The sequence below is a fragment of the Ktedonosporobacter rubrisoli genome (assembly GCF_004208415.1).
In the GTDB taxonomy this organism is placed as follows: Bacteria; Chloroflexota; Ktedonobacteria; order Ktedonobacterales; family Ktedonobacteraceae; genus Ktedonosporobacter; species Ktedonosporobacter rubrisoli.
The window spans coordinates 4,304,969-4,324,124 of the sequence record NZ_CP035758.1 but is presented as its reverse complement, the minus strand read 5'-3'; the positions used below and the strand labels follow the sequence as shown (position 1 = coordinate 4,324,124).

Genomic DNA, 19,156 nt, shown 5'->3' with positions numbered 1-19,156 from the left:
TAGTGCTTACCACAATTTGATCTATATGACTGACTGAGATAGGCCCATGCGCTGGGCTGTATGCTCATCAAGAAATGAGGATGAGAGTGAAGCAATATCAAAGTTAACAAAATCATCTGGCTCGGCCTTTATTCCCTGGAGCTGGGCGCCAGTGAGGATGAGATTACTAAGAAGCGCGCCGCTAAGCTGCGCGTCTTGTAGGATTGCCATTGTGCAGTTGGCGGCGCATAGGTAAGCTCCGCAGAGGTTCGCTTCGCGCAGATTCGCTCGGCTAAGATCAGCCCGGCTGAGATCGGCGCTGCTCAAATCTGCTTTATTCAGATTGGCGTCGCTTAAGTCAGCCTTACGTAGATCCGCCTGCTCCAGGCAAGCTTTAAAGAGATGTGTACAGTGCAGCGATGCGCCGCTAAGATTGGCCTGGCTTAAGCAAGCTTCGACAAGGTTTGTGCCATTTAAGTTGGCTGTATAGAGGTAAGCGCGAGTGAGATCAGCACTGCTCAGGTTAGCAAAGCTAATGTTTGTATGGACGAGATTAGCCTGGTTTAAGTTGGCTCTGCTGAGATTGCAGCCTTTTAGCATAGCATTGCTGAGATTTGCGTTACGTAAGTCTGCGTCTTTGAGAATTGCGTTACTTAAATTAGCCTGGCTTAAGTCTGCCCCATTAAGGTTAGCGCCGCTCAGGTTAGCGTTGCTCAGATTAGCGCTGTTTAAGTCAGCTCTGTTCAAGTCAACGCCAATTAGATTGGCTTGGAGCAAGTTAGCTCCCTGTAGATCGGCGCTGCTTAAATCGACTGAGCAGAGATCTGTAGTGCGCAAGTCTGCTTTGCGGAGAATAGCGCCGCATAAATTGGCTCCAACCAGATTAACTCCAATGAGAATAGCTTTGCTAAGATTGGCCCTCCTCAAATTGGCGCCGCTCAGGTTAGCCTTGCGTAAGTAAGCTCCACACAGATAGGCATCTCTTAAGTCAGAATCCGAAAGATCTGCTTCACGGATGTCGCCACCGCTCAGGTCAGCCCCGCGCAAATATGTTCTGTGTAGATCCGCTTTTTCCAGCATCGGTACCCGCTCGTCCTTATAAGCACGTGTAATCTCGATCAATGCTTGACTTCTACTGAGATTGTATGGAATTGTTAAGTTGGCCATAGCGGTATTCCCCCTTCTATGAATAGTCCCTACACTTGTTTTGGTTCTATGATGATAAGTCTGGCTCTCTTTAATTCGTAAAGAAGTTGGTACATCTCGGGCATGCTTCTCCTGACCAGATGCTGCAGTTCAGTGATAGATCGCTTACCATTAATGAGCAACAGCAAGTGTCGATGTGTGCGCGAAAATCCTTGCTGCTCAAGCCCTCTCAAAGTAATGGGCAGCAGCTGAGTGAGACGAGGAATTGCTTGTTCAGGATTGCGCAAAATGATAGAAGGCATATTTTGATCTGTGTGTTTTTCTTCTATCCTGGCCGGGTTGCTTGCCTGAGCCTGTTGAGAGAGGAGATCGGGCCTGGGAGTTGTAGCAGTATTTGTATGTGCCGGTTGCCCGTGCTGCTGACTCCCTTCGAGCTCGGCTGGGTTTGCAGGATTCTGCAGTCCTGGTCCATTCTTAGGGACAAATACATAGCGGCAGTGTTGCCAGGTAGTCAGGTAATTGAGGGCCTCTGAGCCAAGACGTCGCCCGGCCCTTGCCTCTATTATCTGCCCGTGAAGAAATAAAACGGAGCCTTCTTCTGCAATTGCTCCTTCCCCACGCCTGACTATAAGTAGACCTCCTCTACGTGAAAGTTGAATCTGTTGAATGATGCTGAACAAGCGAGCCGTCCCTGATGCTTGTGGTGTCGACATAACTCCTATCCCCATCCAATATATCAATAAAACAAAGCTTTACTAGTGTAAAGGTAATAGCTGTTATATGCTTACTGAATATTAAGAAACTTTGAGCAAGAAATAAATGTGTCACAATTAAGAATAACATAGATATACCCTTTATTTGAATATTTTATTATTTAATAGTACCAATATCTATAAATTATTCTTGTATAACTTGCGTAATAATTGCTAGACTGCTTTGATAATGTTGCAAGCAAATTAACTTTTTAAAGAGCTTCGCTTTCGGCTGCCGTTGAGCCTCTGGCTGAATGAACCAGTCTCAGCTCAGCCAGAGGCTAGCGTATTCCAGCCCTATAATGGGAAGCCTGAGCGCTTTAGCTGAATGTTCCCGTGCGCTTCCAGTGCTGCCATCTTGGTTGATGACGATGCAAAAGATCCCAGCAAGATCGGAGCAGGGCATAGATTTCTACAACTGTAGTAAGGTAAAAGAGCAGCCAGCCAATAGGAATAAAGGTTAAGAAAGGCAGAGAACGATATTGTTGATCGTCGGCGAGCTGAATAAGAAAGATCATTACTACAATCACGACCCCAGCGATAAAAACCGAGAAATCTTGTGTGAGCAGCGAGAAAAAGTAAAGCACAGCAATAAAGGAAGGCTCAAAGCCAAGTTGTAAATCTCCGAAGATGGCAAGCGGAAGTATTATCCAGGTTAATAGTTTGTTATGCCTCTTGTTTGTGCTAAAGAATAGGGATCGATGGGCGCGAAAGGTTTCGAAGCGCCCACGCTTCCAGCGTAGCCGTTGCCGTATCAGGCCAGCTAAATCGCTGGCTCCTTCCGTGAAAATGATAGCATCGGAGGCATAGACGATGCGCATTCCTGCCTTTTGAATACGCATAGAGAGGTCAAGATCTTCGGTGATGCTGGTGGTGCTATACATTCCTATGCGCTCAAATACCTCGCGCCGAAAAGCTCCTGCGGCCCCACCGATAATGTAAATAGTATTGAGGATCGAATCGGCTTTCTTAAAATAGAAAGAGAAAAGGTATTCAAGATGCTGAATGGAGCCAATCAAAGTTCTCGTGTTGCCGATTTTAACATTGCCTACGGCTGCCATAACTTCAGGATCGGCAAAATGCACAACGAAGTGGGCAATGGCGTCGGGAGATACCATACAGTCAGCGTCAATAGACAAAATAATATCGCCATGGGAAAGCCGAATGCCCGCGTTTAGCGCGCTACCTTTACCTCCATTTTCTTTATAATAATAGATGAGCCGAGGAGCGTTAGGAGTACTGATCATTGTTGAGCAGTATCTTGCCACGAACCTCTGCATGATTCTATCAGAGCCATCGGTTGAGCCATCATTAATGACAACTATTTCTATGTTCTGGTATGTACTTTCTAACAGGGTTTTGACGGTAGATAACAGACCAACTTCTTCGTTCCAGGCTGGAATGATCACCGAAACCAGAGGTTCGTAGCGTCCTTTAACCAGCCCAAGCTTGCGCCGCCTGATCTGTATGATGTCAAACCAGGGGCAGAGGGAGAGATAGAAAGTATGTTTTGCCAGCATGATCAAAGCGAGCAAAACGACTATAGCTCTGATCATAGTGACGTGCGGAGATTGAAGCTGATGCCCTTTGAATAGCAGCGTGGAGGCAAAGAGAGAGATAGTTACTCCATAGAGTAAAATGTAAAGGGCAATTTTGGCGATGGGATGTGTTTTTGCTCTTGTCATTATCTCCTCCTGCTGCTACGCAGCCGACGTAGCGCTTTGAGGTATGCTGTAGTATCGTTGAGCGTTTTTAGCGAAAGCAGCCTTCCATTGTCCCAGTTTCTATTAGCCTTTCCCCGTTTAATGGCCTTAAGGCGTAATGAGGTGAGCATCTTTTCAAAGCCGACGTGGTAGTAGGTGCGTAAATGTCGGCTCAAGGTAAAAGAGCAACAGATAGTAAGCGTGGCCCATATAGCTACGACGTAGAGAAGAGAGTGGATAAGCATGTAGGTAGCCAGGCAGCCTATACCAAGCGCCGACCCTACAATCAGGACTGTCTTGAAAAGAGCTGATCTTTTGCTGAGGCGCTTTAGCAAGGGGAGACGAAGGGTTTTAAGCCGATGAAATGTGAGAGGCGTTGCTTGTGGTCTTCCGCTTGCTTTGTATACAGGGTAAACTCTTGTCTTTTCCAGACTAGCTGGATGGGCCGGATACACAGGTGGGGTGTACGAGGAGAGCGGTCTGGCTTTTTCTCTTCGAGCAGATCGAGCTATAAAGGGAAGAGTTATTTTAGGCCGGATCGCGTATTTGGGCGTGCCTGATGCCGTAGCCTGAGCCTGAGATACTGTAGGAACATGAACAAGCGTTGGTTGTTCGGCGAGAATTCTCTCATTATCCATTGCCAGCTCCAATCTTGTTACGATTGAATGAAAATATAATGTATACAAATATATATCTGTATCTAGTATAGAAAACGTAATGGTTGTGTAGTCGTAACTCTGTTTGTGCTAAATATACGTTATTGTGTAACATATATACTGAAAAATGAGCAAAATAAATTGAATAAGAGGCGATAATATACCCTATTGTTGATGAGATAAATTGCTATTAGTACGTAGAAATAAGGATTGTCATATAGGTATCGTTACAGCTTAGAGCTTATCCGAAAACCAGGACTTTGGCACAGATCAATTGAGCGCAGGCTAAGTGGAGAAAAGCGAGATAGTTTTCCTCTTTTTTCTCCCACCGCACCAGAGGCGACGCGAGCGATTGATCCACGAATGAGTTCGCTCCACTTCCCATCGCCGCGCCCGAAAGCCGGGGGTGGTGGCTTTCTCCTGCTTCTCTTGCCCACGACCACGAATGTGAGGCTGTGACTTCCGGGCTTCCACCTGCTCACGATTGACAGGATAATCGTAGCCAGCATCCAAACACAGATGCTGTGGCTGTTCTAGGGTTGGTTCAGGACGGGCAACAACGATCCCATCTAGGGTTGCGCACAACAGTTTCATGTCATGACGGTTGGCTCCCTCGATGATGAGGGCCAAGGGAATCCCTGCTCCATCAGTCAAGAGGCTGCGCTTGGTGCCTTTCTTACCGCGATCGGTGGGATTGGCTCCAGTTGCGTCTTTTCCGAAAGGAGCTTTGGTCATTGCCCCATCCACTGCTTGCCACTCCCACTCGATCCCTTCCAGCTCATCATACTCCTGTAGCCCTGCCTGCCATAATCTCAGGAAAAAGCCTTTCCGCTCCCATTCCTGAAAACGATCGTGAACGGTCGAGCTCGCACCCAACTCGCGGGGCAGCGCGTTCCACTGGATACCCGTACGCAGCACAAAAATGATAGCCGCAAAAGCTTGCCGATCAGGCATGCGGGAACGGGCTCCTTTCGCGTGAAATGGGGGAGCTGGGATGAGTGGCTTGACTTTCTCCCACCATTCTTCACTCACTTTCCATGGATGCGTTCTTGCCATCGATGCCTTCCTTTTGGGTATGGTCTCTTCTCAAACCGTAGGGAAGAAAACACCTCACTCCAGGCATCGCTTGCTGCCACGCCTGGAGTGAGGCACTCGCGGCCTGTTTCGCTTTCAATCCAATCTCTTGATTATTTTTCTGTAACAAGCCGGGAAAGCTCGTTTTGACGAATCAACTCTTCAGAGATGGCCCAGAGCTGTTGGCGTATGGTTACATCATAGGAGAGCTTAGAAGAGGGGATGGGTTTGCAGTTGACAAAGTATTTCCCGCTGACTTCCTCAACCGAAGGCTTGGTCGCCAGGAAGAGCGTTGTTCGTGCGCCCTTCTCGACCGAAATACCAGTGAAGAAGTAGATGAACGCTGCAACAGCATGAGCAATGCCTCGTGTGCCACTATTGAAATTGGAGGCCACCAGGCCAGGGTGCAAGGTGTTCACCGTGATCCCAGTGCTTTTGAGCCGATCAGCCAGTTCGTAGGTAAAGTAGATCTGCGCGAGCTTGGACTGCGTATAGGCTTTTAGGAAGTTATAGCGGTGTGCCCCTTGAAGATCGGCAAAATCGAGCTGCCCTCTGGCATGCCCATCTGAGCTGACATTGATGATGCGGGCTGGCGCACTGGCTTTGAGCACATCAAGCAGCAACGTTGTGAACAGGAACGGAGCCAGATAGTTAGCCGCAAACGTCGCCTCCAGCCCATCAGATGTCACCTGACGCTCACCATGAATAGCGCCAGCATTATGAATAAGCACGTGAAGCTGAGCGTATTTCTGGAGAAATTCGCTGGCTGCGCGCCGCACCTGGGAAAGCTCAGCGAGATCAGCAACAATGAGATCTACCCGCTTGTTGCCACTCACCTCTTGTATCTCCACCTGCGCTGCTTCTCCCTTTGCACGATTGCGGCAAACCATCACCACCGTTGCGCCCAATTTGGCGAGTTCTCTGGCGGTGACCTTGCCAATCCCTGAACTACAGCCTGTGATCAGGCACACTTTTTTATGCATATTACTTGTTACCATGATCTTTCTCTCCCATCTGATTCTGGTGAAGCGTGTTGCGCATCGTGGTGACAAGTCCCTCATTCTCTAATGACTGCCGCGCTTCCTCTAAGAAATCGCTCACGGCTCGTTCAAGATCAAGCTGGTAGTCCTGACCTAGCCTGACCAGTTGGATCATGGCATCGGCAATATTGCGAGCCAGATGCGCGTTCTCGCGAGGCATCGCAAGCTTGCCTTCAATGATCATCACATCGTCGGCCAATCTTCCAACTACGGCGGCCAGGTGCGTCACCAGCAGGCTCCGATCCCATGGCCCGACCACCTCATGAAAACGCTGTGACAACTCCTGGGTATCGTTTATCATTTTTTCGAGTTCCATCTTGTTGTTGCCTTCTTTCTTTTCGAGCAGAAAAAAGCTCTCTGACATTTTTCTCTTGACACTGTGCTGCTCGACGTTTAGAGTGTAAACTATAAAGTATACTTGAAGGTCAAGTTCTTTTGAAGGAGAATTTCTTATGAAAATCAACGAACTGGCAAAAAAGACTGGACTGACGGCTCCCACCATTCGCTTTTATGAGCAGGAAGGGCTGCTTGATGCACGCCATGTACGACGTGGGGAAAATAACTATCGCAACTATTGCGAGGAGGCAGTTGAGCATCTTCTGATGATCAAAGAGGTCCAGGCAGCAGGTTTCACCTTAGCAGAGTTCAAAGAGCTTGACGAGGCTTGCGAAGCTTCGGACGAACTGGTCACTGAGAAGGCAGCAGCATTTCTTCGGAGAAAGCTTGCTGAGATTGACGAGAAAAGAGCAGAATTGGAGCGCGTTCAAACCTACCTTACGAACAAATTGGCAGAAGTGCTTCAGCAAGACAAAGCATCTACTACGTTATAATAGATCCATTTTTGGCATTGAGCGGCATTTTTAAGCCTCAATCCGATCTGTGTATGACTCCCATTTCAAAGGGAACCATATGAGCATTGGCCTTTGCTAGCAGTGAATGGATTGTGGAGTGAGCTCATTTTACCGGTTCACTTCACCGGTTTTCGGATAAGCTCTAAGGAGAATGGAGGGTTAGGATGAATATGCATATGAAGCGAAGCTGTTTATGCGCGATGAGGATAGGAATAGATGAAATTGCCGATCGGCGGCTTACCCTTTCAACTCGTTGGTAAGCCGCCGAATTTCGGCTAACTTCTGATGTACGAATCAGATCAAAGGATTAGGGGGCCAACTGGTCCGCAGTGGGCTCTGCTCAGCAGAACCACGATTCTGTAAGATGAGGTAAGACCTTTCTGGGCCCATAATTTCGTGTAGCGCGGGCGACGGAAAAATCTTGGCCCTGGGCAGCCAGGGTCAATGCTTTGGCCTGGAAGAACGTTTCGATAGGATCGGCCTTGCGGCGCTCAGCTTCCTCAACCAGGGCAGCCACCTTCTCTTGCAATTCATCCATCCGGGGATCTGGATGTCGCCAGCGATAAGTGTAGGCGCTGGGATCAAGATCTTCAATCCATTCGTGGCTATCAGCAGTTTCAAGCAGAGCTGAGCCTGGAGGAATCAGTAAGCGAATAGAGAGATGGACCGGATCAATGTGCTCAAGGAAATGGTGCTGCTCAAAAAAATCGAGAAGTCTTTGATAGCTTTCGAGCGTCTCCCAGGGCGAGAATGGAAGTAAGGAAGGGCGCAAAGGAATGCCAACCTCTTCCATTAAATCAAATGCTTCTATAACATCGCTGGCACTATGGCCTTTCTTGAGATGTTCAAGGACCGCATCATTGAGCGATTCCACTGCGGAGACAATAAAGGCGCAGCCGCACTCGCGAGTCTCGGCAAGCAAATGGCGATGTTTTAAAAGATGCTCAATTTTGATAGTTGCATCAAAAGTGACCTGGGGAAATTCCTGGTGAAGGGCTCGAATGATGCGCATGGCATGAGTTGGCCCGTTCCAAAAATCAGGATCGCCAAAGGTAATATGGCGCGCACCACGCTCTACCTGGGCGCGAATATCGGCCAGGACAATATCAACAGGTATCGCAAAAAAGCGTCCATGATAGACAGGCGTAATGGGACAATGCAAGCAAGTATGTTTACAGCCCCGCGTTGTTTCGGTGTAGCCGGCCAGCCGTAGGCTCTGTCCCACTTGTAAACGCGCGTAGCGCTCAAGCGGGGGCAGCTGACGACGTTCAGGAACGACGAAAGACGTCAGCTGTATCCAGGGGCCGCTTTCTTCTTGCCTCGTGCGCACACCTGGAATAGAAATTTCCTCTCCCTGTTCCAGGCTGGCAATGAGCTTGAGGAGAGGAGTTTCGTATTCGCCACCAATTGCCGAGTCGATGGTCGTCTGTAGCAGATGATCGGCGTTGAGCAAGGCATATAGACCATAGAGGCAAATATGGGCAGCGGGGTTAAGTGAGCGCGCGCGCCGTGCTATTTGCTCGCCTAGACGTAACGCTGTATGCATCGGGACAGAAATACCGATGAACGTTGCCTGCCGAAGTACTTCATCGCTAGGTGTCTCAACAGCTGAGTCGATAGTTTGGGGCGAATAGCCAGCTTGTTGAAGCATAGCCGACAGAGATGCCAGGTGAAAAGGTTGGTGTCCCAGCTCATAACATGAGATAAGCAGGATATCGCCGGGTGCTCTCATTTCTTTCGAGGTGCTCCGCCGCCACCTTTACGGCTTGGGCCTGCTCCCGCTGCTTCGGGTACCCAACCCTCGGGCGCACGAGAACTGGAGCCAAAGAAGAACTCCTCCATCTGTTCGCGTAAGATCTTACGCGCTTCTGGATCGGCCATATTGAGCCCATAGTGATTGATGATAAGCGTGCTCTGGGCTGGCCACATCTCATAAGCTTGCTTAGAAACATGTTCATAGATGCGTTTGCCCAACTCGCCAGGGAATGGGGGCTTATCCAGCCCTGGCAATTCACGCCCAAGTTTGACACAGTGTACCATTCGTGCCATGATGAAACTCCCGATTTGGTGTGGCATTCCATGCTCTATACGGTTATTATATATGATTGATACTACAAGATAGAAAGGGTCATGTCAAATGTTCGATCCAGGCGGCGGCAGTCCCAGGGTGATCTTTTTTGGCATGCAAGGGCCATTCTCGTTGCCGTCACTTGTGGCACTTTTGGAGGCGGGAATTGAAGTGTGTGCTGTAGTTGTGCCTGCTACGCCTCTACCAGGTACCAGGCAACCGGCAATACAACTTCGTGAGCCTCCCGGCGTGACCCGTGCCGCTTTGCCGCTTCTCAATTCTTCACTTCAGACTTCAATTGTTCAGCTAGCCTGGAAGCGACATATACCTGTCTGGGAAGTACAGCGCCTGACGAGCAAGGAGACGATTTCGCAACTGACCACCTATCGACCTGACATGATCTGCGTAGCCTGCTTCTCGCTGCTTATACCGCCAGCAATTTTACACTTACCTCGCCTTGGCTGCCTGAATGTGCATCCGTCGCTGCTGCCGGTCAATAGAGGTCCTGTGCCGATATTCTGGACTTTTCACGAAGGCCATACGACAACCGGGGTCACTATTCATTTTATGAACAAGGAAATGGATCGTGGGGATATTCTGGCGCAGGAAGCGATTACAATTCCAGAGGGCATAAGCTATGCTGCGCTTGAGGAGCTATGTGCAAATCATGGAGCAAGCTTACTGGCTCGAACTGTTGCAGATCTCTATGCTGGGAGAGCCATGCGCACGCCCCAAGATGAGACGAAGAGCAGTTATTATTCCTTCCCTGCTGAAGAGGATTTGCTTGTGGTTGCGGAGCATTGGGAGGTGCGCCAGGCCTATAATTTTATGTGCGGGGTGGCTGACTGGATGGGGCCAATAGTGCTACGAGCAGGAGAAGAAAACTTTTCAGTTCGCAAGGCCATTTCTTATAGCCATGGGACTATGGAACAGTTGGATGAAGCGGGACAACACGAGCGCGTTGTCCGCTGTAAGGATGGCTGGCTTCATGTAAAGCTTAATCCAGCATGAGGCGGTTTTAATGGACCGGAGTGCTAGCGTGGTATAGGAAAGTTTTCATATGCCAGTGGGCGTAGAAGTAGGACAGGGCAAGGAGCATGGTCAAGGACGAAGCGCGCTATGTGCCCAACAGATCTGGGTCCGATCGCAACTCCGTAGGAGGGAGAACGGGAGCCAATGACAATAAGGTCAGCCTGCCATTCGGCTGCACAGTTGACGATTTCTCGCTCAGCGCGCCCTTGGCGTTGGAGCTGTTCGGCTCCTGGCAAGTAGCGTAGCCCTTCCTCAAGAATATCCTTTGCCGTATCCTGTTCTGCGCGCTGTATTTGTTCGCGCCGGGATCGGCTTAGCTCATGAGGACGTAAGAAGCGCTCTCGTTGTCGTTCTATCTCTCCATGGGGACTGGTGTCAATTGTATAGATCAATCCTAGAGTGAGTGAAGTGGAAGAGACGAACGAGGAGATTGCGTTGCTAATTTGTTCGGCATTGGTACCATCTAAGCAGCATAGAACACGCATATAAATCCTCCTGAGAAAAATCGTGGTTCTTCCCTGGTTCATCCAGGATACTTTCAAACTGGCAAGATCGCCCGAGGCCACTCTATGGTGCCAGCCTGTTTTGATACTATTGTAGCATCCTGCTAGTAGCGTACAAGAGCAGCTAGGGAAGCAATAACCAGATGGCGAGAGCTCCCCCGCTAACATCAGTGGAGTTACCAGAATACCGACCTTGAAATAATCAAGTCCCGAAATATCAAGATTGCGACGACGTAAGATAAGAAGCCAGAGCACGGTTGCCAGCGAGCCAACCGTCGTCAGGTTAGGCCCTAGATCACAACCAAAGATAGAGGCGGCAACGAAGCCAAGCTGGGCCGATGGAGAGATAGAATGAACTCCGCCGAGTGCTGCTGTAAGCACGACTGCCATCGGCACATTATTAATGAGATTCGTTCCTATCGCGGCTCCAAGGGTGCCAATCATCACAGCTCCAAAGCTACTTCCTCCTGAGAGATGCACCAATAGCTGGCCGAAATTGGCGGTCAGGCCAGTTTGTTCTACGGCCTTGACAATAATAAACATGCCGGCTATAAAGCCAAAAATCGACCAGGAGACTTGCTTGCGCACCTCCTGAATGCTTGATTGCTTCCAGAAAAGGGCTCCCGGGAACAGAAGTAATGTTCCCCCTAAAGCGATAAGTGAGAGAGGAAACTGTGTGGCTGATGCGACGATGTAAGCTATGGCTACGATAAGCAAAATTGCGCAGGTATAGCGAAAAAAGCTCCTGTGTTTAATTGCTTCTTGCAGCGGAGGCAAGCGCTTAATATCAAACTGTCCACGCAGATGGCGCCGATAGAGCAGGAAAAATACAGCAATATTCATGCCAATGACCAGTAAGCCAGGTAAGAAAAGAAGGCGTAAGAAGGTAAAAAAGGGTAGCGGGAATTTAGAAGTAATAATGATATTGATAGGATTGCTGACAGGTAGAAGGAAAGATGCTGTATCGGCGATAAATGTGCAAGCAAAGAGGAATGGCAAAACCGACAGACGCAAACGCGTGACCAGAGTATAGACGATGGGAGTAAGAATAAGGGCAGTCGCATCGTTGGAGAGGATCATAGAGATCAAGCAACCTAAAAGAAAAATATTGAGAAAGAGGCGCGCTGAGCTCTGTTTTGCCATATAGGCAGCCTGTGTTGCTAACCAATCGAAGATGCCAGCGCTCTCGGCTAGAGCTGATAAGCTCATCATGCCAAGAAAAAAGAAAAAAGTATTCCATTCGTGCAGCAATGTTATTGCTGCGGTTCCTGGAGCGATGAGGCCTAGCAGCAGGAGTAGCGCGGCTCCGGTAAGCGCTATGAACGCTTCATTCCACTTAAAAGGACGTGTCATAATGCCAAGCAGCGTCAGGCCTGCAATCAATATCGTGAGCAGCGTCTTAGTAAAAGTGGAGACGTGAAATAGTAATAGCATAATAGTCAGGTTTCAATTCGTTTTGTACAGTTTGAGAACAGCCTCATCTTCTGTCACAGCTTGCACGGGTGCATGCTGAGAGTCTCACTAGCCGGGTGAGAGCGTGTATCAGGGCATGCCCTGTTATGATAACGCGACTGTCTGCTTGCGCGACTCAGGGCAGAAAACGGGCCTTAACAGGTCGGCTGTAACTACACCTTCCAGGCTGATTGTAAGCGATTTTTGAAAGCTAGTCTATGGGCTATTTGGGCACGTAAAAGACTTCGCTAGGAGGCCAGGGCTTGTATGGAGGGTGCGCAAGTCCTGGCTTCGTGAATATAGAGCTTCTTGAAATAGCGCATGAGCCCTAGTGAGAATAGAGCTTGCGTTTAACACCATCATGAAAGGAACAGCTTTCGCTGGAGCCACCAGTTTTGCTATATGTATCGTCATCGCATTGAACAACATAGCCATTGCCGCTCCAGAACCCCCCACGCAGTCAAAATATTTACAGAAGTTCGAGGGGGCGAATAGATAAGAGAGCCCGGACTGAAGTCATAACCCCACGGGTTGTTATTTACGCCAAGCCGAACAGTTGGTACTGGTATCGGGCTAGGTGTAGGGCTGGGAGTCGGACTAGGTGTCGGACTTGGCATAGGGCTGGGAGTCGGCGTTAGCTTAGTCACCTGAGTGGCTATTGGCGTAGTAGCGGTTGCCATCGGAGATGAGAGATTAATGACTCCTCTGGCCATGAGCGCAAATATTCCGAAGATCACGATAATAGCAAGAAGAGCTCCTCCGCCGAGGATAAATTTGGCTGATTTGTTGCCAGGACGCTGACTCTGCCAGGAATCTGCATTGGCAAGGCTATCGGGCGCAGGCGCATATGGCATTTGCTGGCCTTGACGGTAAGACTGCTCCTGATAAGGTGGCTGAGGCTGTGCCTGCGGCATCAGATTAGGATCAGAGTAAGGGGCCTGGGGCGGTGGAAGTGCCCCTTGCTGCTGGCCCGGATAGGCCGATGGCGGGTAGGCAGAGAAAGGTTGCGGCTGATTGGGATCGGAGAAAGGAGCCGGGTAAGGTGCCATAGGAACCTGATTAAAGGATTGCTGCTGTGGTGATGATGGCAAGGCAGCCTGATTTTGCACTGGTTGCTGATAGACAGAGAAAGGCTGCGGTATAGGCGGCTCAGGAAAAGCTCCCATGTAGGGAGGAACAACCGCCTGATCGGGTGCTATTGGAACTTGATAACCGGGTTGTGCAATCTGCTCTAAAGGAGCTTGTGATTGGTAACCAGGGTGTGCGGCTTGCTCAGGGAATTCTTGCGGCTGGTAATTGGCGAATTCAGCCTGATCTGGAAATTCCGGCAACTGCGGAGAGAAGACTGTCTGTTCCTGATAGAATGCTGAATCCTCAGTAAGGAAAGGTTGCACCTGATTTTGCTCGAAAGGTTGCACCTGATTTTGCTCGAAAGGTTGCACCTGATTTTGCTCGAAAGGTTGCTGCTTAACATTAGTGGATGCCTGCTTGCGATATGCTGGATGAGGTTCCGTATTATCTTGCTCTTCTTGCAATGGATCGACCTGACCATTATTGGAAGAAGGCGGTGCGGAATACGAAGAGAGCAGCTGCTGATAAGCCGGATTTGATGGCATCTGCTGCTCGTTATACGAATCTAAGTCCTGGTTAGGGTCCGAAAACGGATCGAATTTCTGTTGTTCGTACACAGGTATCATCCCCCCATGATGAGTACTGGCTATTTTAGGCTATCGCCACTTCAATAGTGAAGACGAGCGCGTATTGCGGGGGTAACTTGAGATAAGTATTTCAGGTCATAGTCAATCTCATTTTGCTCTTCTAAATGAGGGAGATAATAGATAAAAATATGAATGTGACTATAGAGTATTTTATCCTGCCTTTCATAAGTCGTTGTAAATTGACAATATACTGCTGAGCTACTCGACGCAGAAAAGGCACTATGATATTATCGAGATATCCTTGAAGAGCGCGGCGGACTTGAGTATCCTTAGGCCAATCAGTGCTTGATGGCCTGGGTTAGAACTTGCGGCCCGCAGAAAGAAGATGCCCAAGGAGTTTTGACATTTAGGGAGGATTAGATCCGCCGGTGTATCTCAAACGCTTAGATATGTTGGGTTTCAAGAGCTTTGCCTCACGCACATTATTGGAGTTCAGCCCGGGGATAACGGCTGTGGTTGGACCAAATGGTGCGGGGAAATCGAATGTTGCAGACTCAATGCGCTGGGTTCTGGGCGAGCAGAGTATGAGGCAGCTTCGTGGTAAGAAAAGCGATGATATCATCTTTGTTGGGAGCCAGGGACGCTCAGCACTCGGCATGGCAGAAGTTTCACTGACCCTCGATAACAGTACCGGCTGGGTTCCATCGGAATATAGCGAGATCACCGTGACGCGGCGCAGTTTTCGCTCTGGCGAGAACGAGTATCTTATCAATAAGCAAAAAGTACGCCTTAAGGATGTGCTCCTATTATTGGCTCAAGCACGAATTGGTCATGATTCCTATACAGTTGTGGGTCAGGGCTTGATAGATGCGGCCCTGAGTTTGCGCGCGGAAGAGCGAAGAGGACTATTTGAAGATGCCGCTGGGATTCGACCGTTTCAAGTACAGCGCAGCGATGCTGAGAATCGTCTGAAGCAGACGGAACAGAACCTTGACCGCTTGCGCGATATTTTGAGCGAGATTGAGCCACGCCTGGCTCCTCTGGCAGAGCAGGCGCGCCGTGCTGTTGAGTATGGACAACTGCAAGATGAATTGCAGGAGGCCCTCGTGTCCTGGTATGCCTTGCAGTGGCGCCGCCTGTGTGCCACAAGAGAGCGCGCTGAGCTTGTTGAGCAGGAGCAAGAGCGAAAGATGCAGCAGATAACGCAGGCACTCCGTATGCTTGAAGAGCAACTCAATGTCCAGCGCTCTCAGCGCCAGCAAACGCAAGTGGGCATCAGCGAAGCGCGCAAAGCATATGCTCAGGCTACCACGCAAACACAAAATATCGAACGTGACCTTGCGGTGAGCGAGGAGCGAATTGTGGGTTTAGAGGGCCAGCGTGGCGATATGCAACAGGAAGAACGGCGGCTGCGCGAGCGCTTAATCGCCTTGCAGAAACAAAGCATCGATATGGAAGAGCAATGCGATATCGCTGATGAGGCCGTTGATGCTGGATCAGCTAAGTTGGCAGCTCAGGAGACGCAGGTTGCTCGTGGGCAGAAAGAGTATGAGCTAGATGAGAAACGGCTACGAGGTGCTCAGAATGACTTGATTCAGATTCAGGCTCGTTTGGGTTCCAGCCAGACGGAAGCCGGCCGCCTACAAAAGCAGCTTGGCGAGCGCAATCGTACCCTGGCTGCGCGCCGAGAAACTATTTCACAGGCTCACCAGACCTTGCGTACTTTGGAGACGCGTCTCCTTGAGGAGCAGGCTCGTCTGGAGGCCGTGCGTAATGAAGAGCGCGAGATCCAGCTGCGTAAGCAAGCTGTAGCGCGTATGGTTGCCGAAGCTCAACAGGAGCTGGAACGTCTCAAGGCGGCGCTCTCGGAAGCTGAGCGTCACTTACGGGCAATCACTGACCGCTTGAATCTACTAAAAAACTGGCGGCAGAGCTTAAGTGGCTATAGTGATGGTGTGAGGTCTTTACTGCGTGCCCCTGCTGGCAAGCTGACCGGTTTGCTTGGTCCGGTGCCACAATTAGGTATCGTGCCTGCTGGCCTGGAAATTGCTCTTGAGGCAGCTCTGGGACCTTATATGCAGGCTGTGGTGGTGCAGACGCTTGAAGATGCTATGAAGTGTCTGCAGTATTTGCAAGGCGCGCGAGCGGGCAAAGCTATGCTTGTGTGGGTTGAGCGCGAGGTTGAAGATGAGATATCCAGTGAGGTAAGTCAGATCCAACGCCAGGTCGAGGAGGCTGTGCTGCAGCGTTTTCTTGCCGAAAGGCCGGCCCTGCAAAATGCGGTGCTGGGTTTTGCCTGGCAGCAGTTGCAATGTGAACAACGCTATCAAGCCCTTTTTCGCCGGATGCTGCATGGAGTAGTGATAGTGCGCGAACTGGGTGCAGCTTATGAATTATTGAAATGGAGCACACAGCTGAGCATTTCTTCCGAAAGCGATCTGCCCTTTACCTCGGTTGTAACGCTCAAGGGAGAGGTCTTGCACGTAAATGGTTGGTTAACTGGTGGCGGTGGCAAAGATAGCTCGCAACAAGGTCTGCTAGCTCATGAGCGAGAATTGCGCGAGCTACCACAGCAAGCTGAAGCGCAGAAGGCTCATATCGATCAGCTGAACAGTGCTTTTAGCGAGATCCAACGTAATCAGGCTGCACGCCGCACCGAGCAAGCCGCACTTGATAAAGAGCTGCAAAAAATTACTGCTCGTAGCAATGAACTTAACAAAACCGTGGGATCATCGCAGCGTGAGCAGGAACGCTTGCAGACCGAGATCCGCCTGGCTGCTTCTGTAGAGCAACAATTGGCTTCTGAGGTTGCCGGGCTGGAGCAAGAGGCACAGGCTGCCCAGGAACGTGTACGAACTCATGAGAAAGCCCAGCGTGAGCAAGCGGCCCTTGTAGAAGAGTTGCAGTATGAGATGGAAGAGCGAGCTATAGCGTATCGTCGTCAGCAGGATGATCTAGGCAAGGCTCGCACAGCTCTGGCGCTAAAGCGTCAGGAGGCCAGATCATTGCGTCAGCAATTGGAGGCACAACATACGCAAGCGCAAGAGTTAAAAGCTCAAGTCAGTCAGCAGGTTGCGCGCATCAAAGATGCTGAAGAACGGCAGCAGGCGCTTAAAGCCACGATTGCCCAGCAGCGTAGCCAGCTGGAGGCTGCACACGCGCGGGGCTGTGCTCTGGAAGGCGAATTGCACAGGGTAGAAGAGCAGCTTACTGCGGTTGATGGGCAGATAAGTACCCTGGAACGTCAACGGGGGCAAATGCAACAAACCAGAACAGAGCAAGAGACGCTCTACCGCCGCGCTTTACTAGATAGCCAGAAGGCGCGCGACGCTGTTGAGACGCTGCAGGAACAGTTACGTGAGGAGCTGGGGATTAATGAGCCTGCCGACCTGCTCAGGCAAGCTGTAGCTGCTTCCTCTGTGGCAGGGCAAGAGCTAACATCTGCTCCGAACTCTACAGAGCTTAGCGAGGAAGAAGAGGCACAGTTGCGCAAGCTGCGTCGGCGGGTTGATAACTTGCGTAGCCGTCTGAAGGCTATGGGTGGCTGTGATGTCAATGCGCCACAGGAGTACGAGGAGACGCGCACACGTTTCGATTTCCTTTCGTCGCAGATAGCCGATATGGATCAGGCTGCTTTACATCTGCGTTCGATCATTAGTCAATTGGATGCTACAATGGCGCGTCAGTTCGAGGCAACATTCCAGGCAGTAAATGCGCGTTTTCGCGAGCATTTTACGACGCTTTTCAATGGAGGAACAGCGCGCCTTGAACTGTTGGCAGCTAAAAATGGAGAAGAGGAGGTACAGGCTCCATCAAGTATGCCGGCCGGTGTAGAAGTAATTGTGCAACCTCCAGGTAAAAAAGTTCAGGATCTCTCCTTGCTCTCCGGAGGAGAACGTGCCCTGGTCTCGGCGGCTCTGCTCTTTTCCTTATTGGAGATCAATCCACCGCCGTTTTGTTTATTGGACGAAGTAGATGCCGCTTTGGATGAGTCCAATGTTACGCGCTTCTGCGATATTCTCAAGCGCCTGGCTCAGCGTACGCAGTTCATTGTGATTACACATAACCGTGTAACGATGTCGTCAGCTCAGGTGATCTATGGTGTATCGATGCGCGATAGCGTCTCGCGCTTGTTATCGCTGCGCCTTGAAGAGGTGGCTATAGCAGGAGAGCATTAGCTCTCTCCTGCCGTAGACCTTGCCATTTCTCAGCTCCGGTTTGATAACAGAGTTGCAATGAAATAGAAATTTAATAGTTATAGGTAATTACAATGGCACTCATATCATCAGCCTTGGCTCGAATGGATTCGTCGCTTTGATGTGAGCGATCGATTGCACTCTGCACAAGTCCTCTGGCGGCCCTGGTGCGTGAACCTTTCTGTAATATCTGCTGAATTTCTTGATCCGTCAGATTATCATGGATACCATCAGTGCACAATAAGATGCGATCTCCCGGGGCAATAGGCATACTGCCGATATGAACGGTTGGCTGTGAGTGATCCCCGAGAGCTTGCGTAATGCCATTGCGTTTGCTAAAGTAGTCGAATTCTTCGGCAGAAAGTTGCTCGGCAGAAGTTGCTTGATCGATACGATATGCATCATCTTCATTGATAAGTTCACGTTTTAGTAATAAAGAAAAATAGCCATCATCCCTGGTCAGACGCTTGAGAGGCCGCGTTTGTGGTAAAAGGTAGATACGGCTATCACCAACATGGGCATAGAACATCGTATATCCATCCTGCTCGCTATTCTTGCAAAGAGTAATGAGAGCTGCGGTTGTTTCGGGACGTTTTTTGTCCTCTGGCAAAGAGTCGTCTATCTGTATATGCCGGGAACCATTGGTACAGATTTGCCGATGAGCCTCCAATAAGAGGTGCGGTAACTTTGCTTGAAGATCGACCGCCCTGGATATTTCAAGTAGGGCAGGCGTGTTTTGCTCTTTAGCGAGAAGGCGTTTCCAGCCGCGACGGATAACGCGGGCAGCCATTTGAGATGCAATATGTCCAGGACCGTAACCTACGCCGTCAAAGACTGCTGCCAGCCCTCTTTGCTGATCGACCAGCAAGGTATCTTCGTTGCGTTCGATGTGCTCTTCATGAGGAACGCTATAGCGAGCGAAGGTGAACGGAGAACGGGTAGGAGGACGGTCCTGTCCATGTGTAGTCCTACGCATACCAGTATATACCTCTTTCTCAATTTGTCGTGAGATGATAATCATAATAGGTGATATAGCTTTGGATATA

The 19,156-nt window shown here is 49.9% G+C and carries 15 protein-coding genes; 3 read left to right on the top strand and 12 right to left on the bottom strand.

All coding sequences use genetic code 11. From position 1 onward, the window contains the following. Positions 1 to 21 precede the first annotated feature (21 nt). From EPA93_RS19030 to EPA93_RS19000, 7 genes are all read right to left on the bottom strand, one after another. Entirely contained in the window at positions 22 to 1,146 is a 1,125-nt protein-coding gene (locus EPA93_RS19030) for a pentapeptide repeat-containing protein (protein WP_129889028.1), read from the bottom strand. A 29-nt stretch (positions 1,147 to 1,175) separates the two neighbouring features. After that, positions 1,176 to 1,838, bottom strand: coding sequence for a DUF4388 domain-containing protein (locus tag EPA93_RS19025; RefSeq protein ID WP_165423247.1), 663 nt, complete (start codon positions 1,836 to 1,838; stop codon positions 1,176 to 1,178). 359 nt (positions 1,839 to 2,197) lie between these two features. Continuing rightward, complete coding sequence (locus EPA93_RS19020) at positions 2,198 to 3,562, bottom strand: glycosyltransferase family 2 protein (protein ID WP_129889026.1); 1,365 nt, start codon at positions 3,560 to 3,562, stop codon at positions 2,198 to 2,200. Further along, positions 3,562 to 4,218: a hypothetical protein gene (locus EPA93_RS19015; protein ID WP_129889025.1), complete on the bottom strand. Its 657-nt coding sequence runs from the start codon at positions 4,216 to 4,218 to the stop codon at positions 3,562 to 3,564. Before EPA93_RS19015 ends, EPA93_RS19020 begins: the two co-directional genes overlap by 1 nt. A 259-nt stretch (positions 4,219 to 4,477) precedes the next feature. Further along, a protein-coding gene (locus EPA93_RS19010; protein ID WP_129889024.1) for an IS5 family transposase occupies positions 4,478 to 5,292 on the bottom strand; the annotation gives its coding sequence in 2 pieces (ribosomal slippage) (positions 4,478 to 4,575 and positions 4,575 to 5,292; 816 coding nt in all). 131 nt (positions 5,293 to 5,423) lie between these two features. Next, positions 5,424 to 6,308, bottom strand: coding sequence for an SDR family oxidoreductase (locus EPA93_RS19005; protein WP_207229588.1), 885 nt, complete (start codon positions 6,306 to 6,308; stop codon positions 5,424 to 5,426). After that, positions 6,295 to 6,666 carry a hypothetical protein gene (locus EPA93_RS19000; protein WP_129889023.1) on the bottom strand — a complete coding sequence of 124 codons (372 nt, stop codon included), beginning with the start codon at positions 6,664 to 6,666 and terminating at the stop codon, positions 6,295 to 6,297. The genes EPA93_RS19005 and EPA93_RS19000 overlap by 14 nt, the downstream gene beginning before the upstream one ends. Positions 6,667 to 6,802: 136 nt before the next feature. On the opposite strand from EPA93_RS19000, the gene EPA93_RS18995 reads away from it, so the two are divergent. Then, positions 6,803 to 7,180 carry a MerR family transcriptional regulator gene (locus tag EPA93_RS18995; protein WP_129889022.1) on the top strand — a complete coding sequence of 126 codons (378 nt, stop codon included), beginning with the start codon at positions 6,803 to 6,805 and terminating at the stop codon, positions 7,178 to 7,180. 361 nt (positions 7,181 to 7,541) lie between these two features. Here the strand turns inward: EPA93_RS18995 and EPA93_RS18990 are convergent, their stop codons facing one another. Both EPA93_RS18990 and EPA93_RS18985 read right to left on the bottom strand, forming a co-directional pair. Then, on the bottom strand, positions 7,542 to 8,933 hold the full coding sequence (locus EPA93_RS18990) for a CUAEP/CCAEP-tail radical SAM (seleno)protein (RefSeq protein WP_129889021.1): 1,392 nt from the start codon (positions 8,931 to 8,933) through the stop codon (positions 7,542 to 7,544). Beyond that, positions 8,930 to 9,250, bottom strand: coding sequence for an oxidative damage protection protein (locus tag EPA93_RS18985; protein WP_129889020.1), 321 nt, complete (start codon positions 9,248 to 9,250; stop codon positions 8,930 to 8,932). The genes EPA93_RS18990 and EPA93_RS18985 overlap by 4 nt, the downstream gene beginning before the upstream one ends. 88 nt (positions 9,251 to 9,338) lie before the next feature. On the opposite strand from EPA93_RS18985, the gene EPA93_RS18980 reads away from it, so the two are divergent. Then, positions 9,339 to 10,280, top strand: coding sequence for a methionyl-tRNA formyltransferase (locus tag EPA93_RS18980; protein ID WP_129889019.1), 942 nt, complete (start codon positions 9,339 to 9,341; stop codon positions 10,278 to 10,280). A gap of 23 nt (positions 10,281 to 10,303) precedes the next feature. On the opposite strand, the gene EPA93_RS18975 is transcribed toward EPA93_RS18980, so the two are convergent. Continuing rightward, a complete protein-coding gene (locus EPA93_RS18975; protein WP_129889018.1) occupies positions 10,304 to 12,238 on the bottom strand; it encodes an ArsB/NhaD family transporter in 1,935 nt (644 codons plus the stop codon). 428 nt (positions 12,239 to 12,666) lie between these two features. Continuing rightward, positions 12,667 to 13,944, bottom strand: a complete 1,278-nt coding sequence (locus EPA93_RS18970) for a hypothetical protein (RefSeq protein ID WP_129889017.1) — start codon at positions 13,942 to 13,944, stop codon at positions 12,667 to 12,669. A gap of 398 nt (positions 13,945 to 14,342) precedes the next feature. Here EPA93_RS18970 and smc point away from each other — a divergent pair, with 398 nt between their 5' ends. Beyond that, positions 14,343 to 18,092 carry a chromosome segregation protein SMC gene (smc, locus tag EPA93_RS18965; protein WP_129889016.1) on the top strand — a complete coding sequence of 1,250 codons (3,750 nt, stop codon included), beginning with the start codon at positions 14,343 to 14,345 and terminating at the stop codon, positions 18,090 to 18,092. A 70-nt stretch (positions 18,093 to 18,162) separates the two neighbouring features. Here smc and EPA93_RS18960 read toward each other — a convergent pair whose 3' ends face one another. Next, on the bottom strand, positions 18,163 to 19,086 hold the full coding sequence (locus EPA93_RS18960) for a PP2C family protein-serine/threonine phosphatase (RefSeq protein WP_165423246.1): 924 nt from the start codon (positions 19,084 to 19,086) through the stop codon (positions 18,163 to 18,165). Between the last annotated feature and the right edge of the window lie 70 nt (positions 19,087 to 19,156).

Excerpts from the sequence above, each read along its gene's own strand:
- EPA93_RS19030 (WP_129889028.1), bottom strand. The coding sequence starts at position 1,146 with ATGGCCAACTTAACAATTCCATACAATCTCAGTAGAAGTCAAGCATTG.
- EPA93_RS19025 (WP_165423247.1), bottom strand. The coding sequence starts at position 1,838 with ATGTCGACACCACAAGCATCAGGGACGGCTCGCTTGTTCAGCATCATT.
- EPA93_RS19020 (WP_129889026.1), bottom strand. The coding sequence starts at position 3,562 with ATGACAAGAGCAAAAACACATCCCATCGCCAAAATTGCCCTTTACATT.
- EPA93_RS19015 (WP_129889025.1), bottom strand. The coding sequence starts at position 4,218 with ATGGATAATGAGAGAATTCTCGCCGAACAACCAACGCTTGTTCATGTT.
- EPA93_RS19005 (WP_207229588.1), bottom strand. The coding sequence starts at position 6,308 with ATGGTAACAAGTAATATGCATAAAAAAGTGTGCCTGATCACAGGCTGT.
- EPA93_RS19000 (WP_129889023.1), bottom strand. The coding sequence starts at position 6,666 with ATGGAACTCGAAAAAATGATAAACGATACCCAGGAGTTGTCACAGCGT.
- EPA93_RS18995 (WP_129889022.1), top strand. The coding sequence starts at position 6,803 with ATGAAAATCAACGAACTGGCAAAAAAGACTGGACTGACGGCTCCCACC.
- EPA93_RS18990 (WP_129889021.1), bottom strand. The coding sequence starts at position 8,933 with ATGAGAGCACCCGGCGATATCCTGCTTATCTCATGTTATGAGCTGGGA.
- EPA93_RS18985 (WP_129889020.1), bottom strand. The coding sequence starts at position 9,250 with ATGGCACGAATGGTACACTGTGTCAAACTTGGGCGTGAATTGCCAGGG.
- EPA93_RS18980 (WP_129889019.1), top strand. The coding sequence starts at position 9,339 with ATGTTCGATCCAGGCGGCGGCAGTCCCAGGGTGATCTTTTTTGGCATG.
- EPA93_RS18975 (WP_129889018.1), bottom strand. The coding sequence starts at position 12,238 with ATGCTATTACTATTTCACGTCTCCACTTTTACTAAGACGCTGCTCACG.
- EPA93_RS18960 (WP_165423246.1), bottom strand. The coding sequence starts at position 19,086 with ATGCGTAGGACTACACATGGACAGGACCGTCCTCCTACCCGTTCTCCG.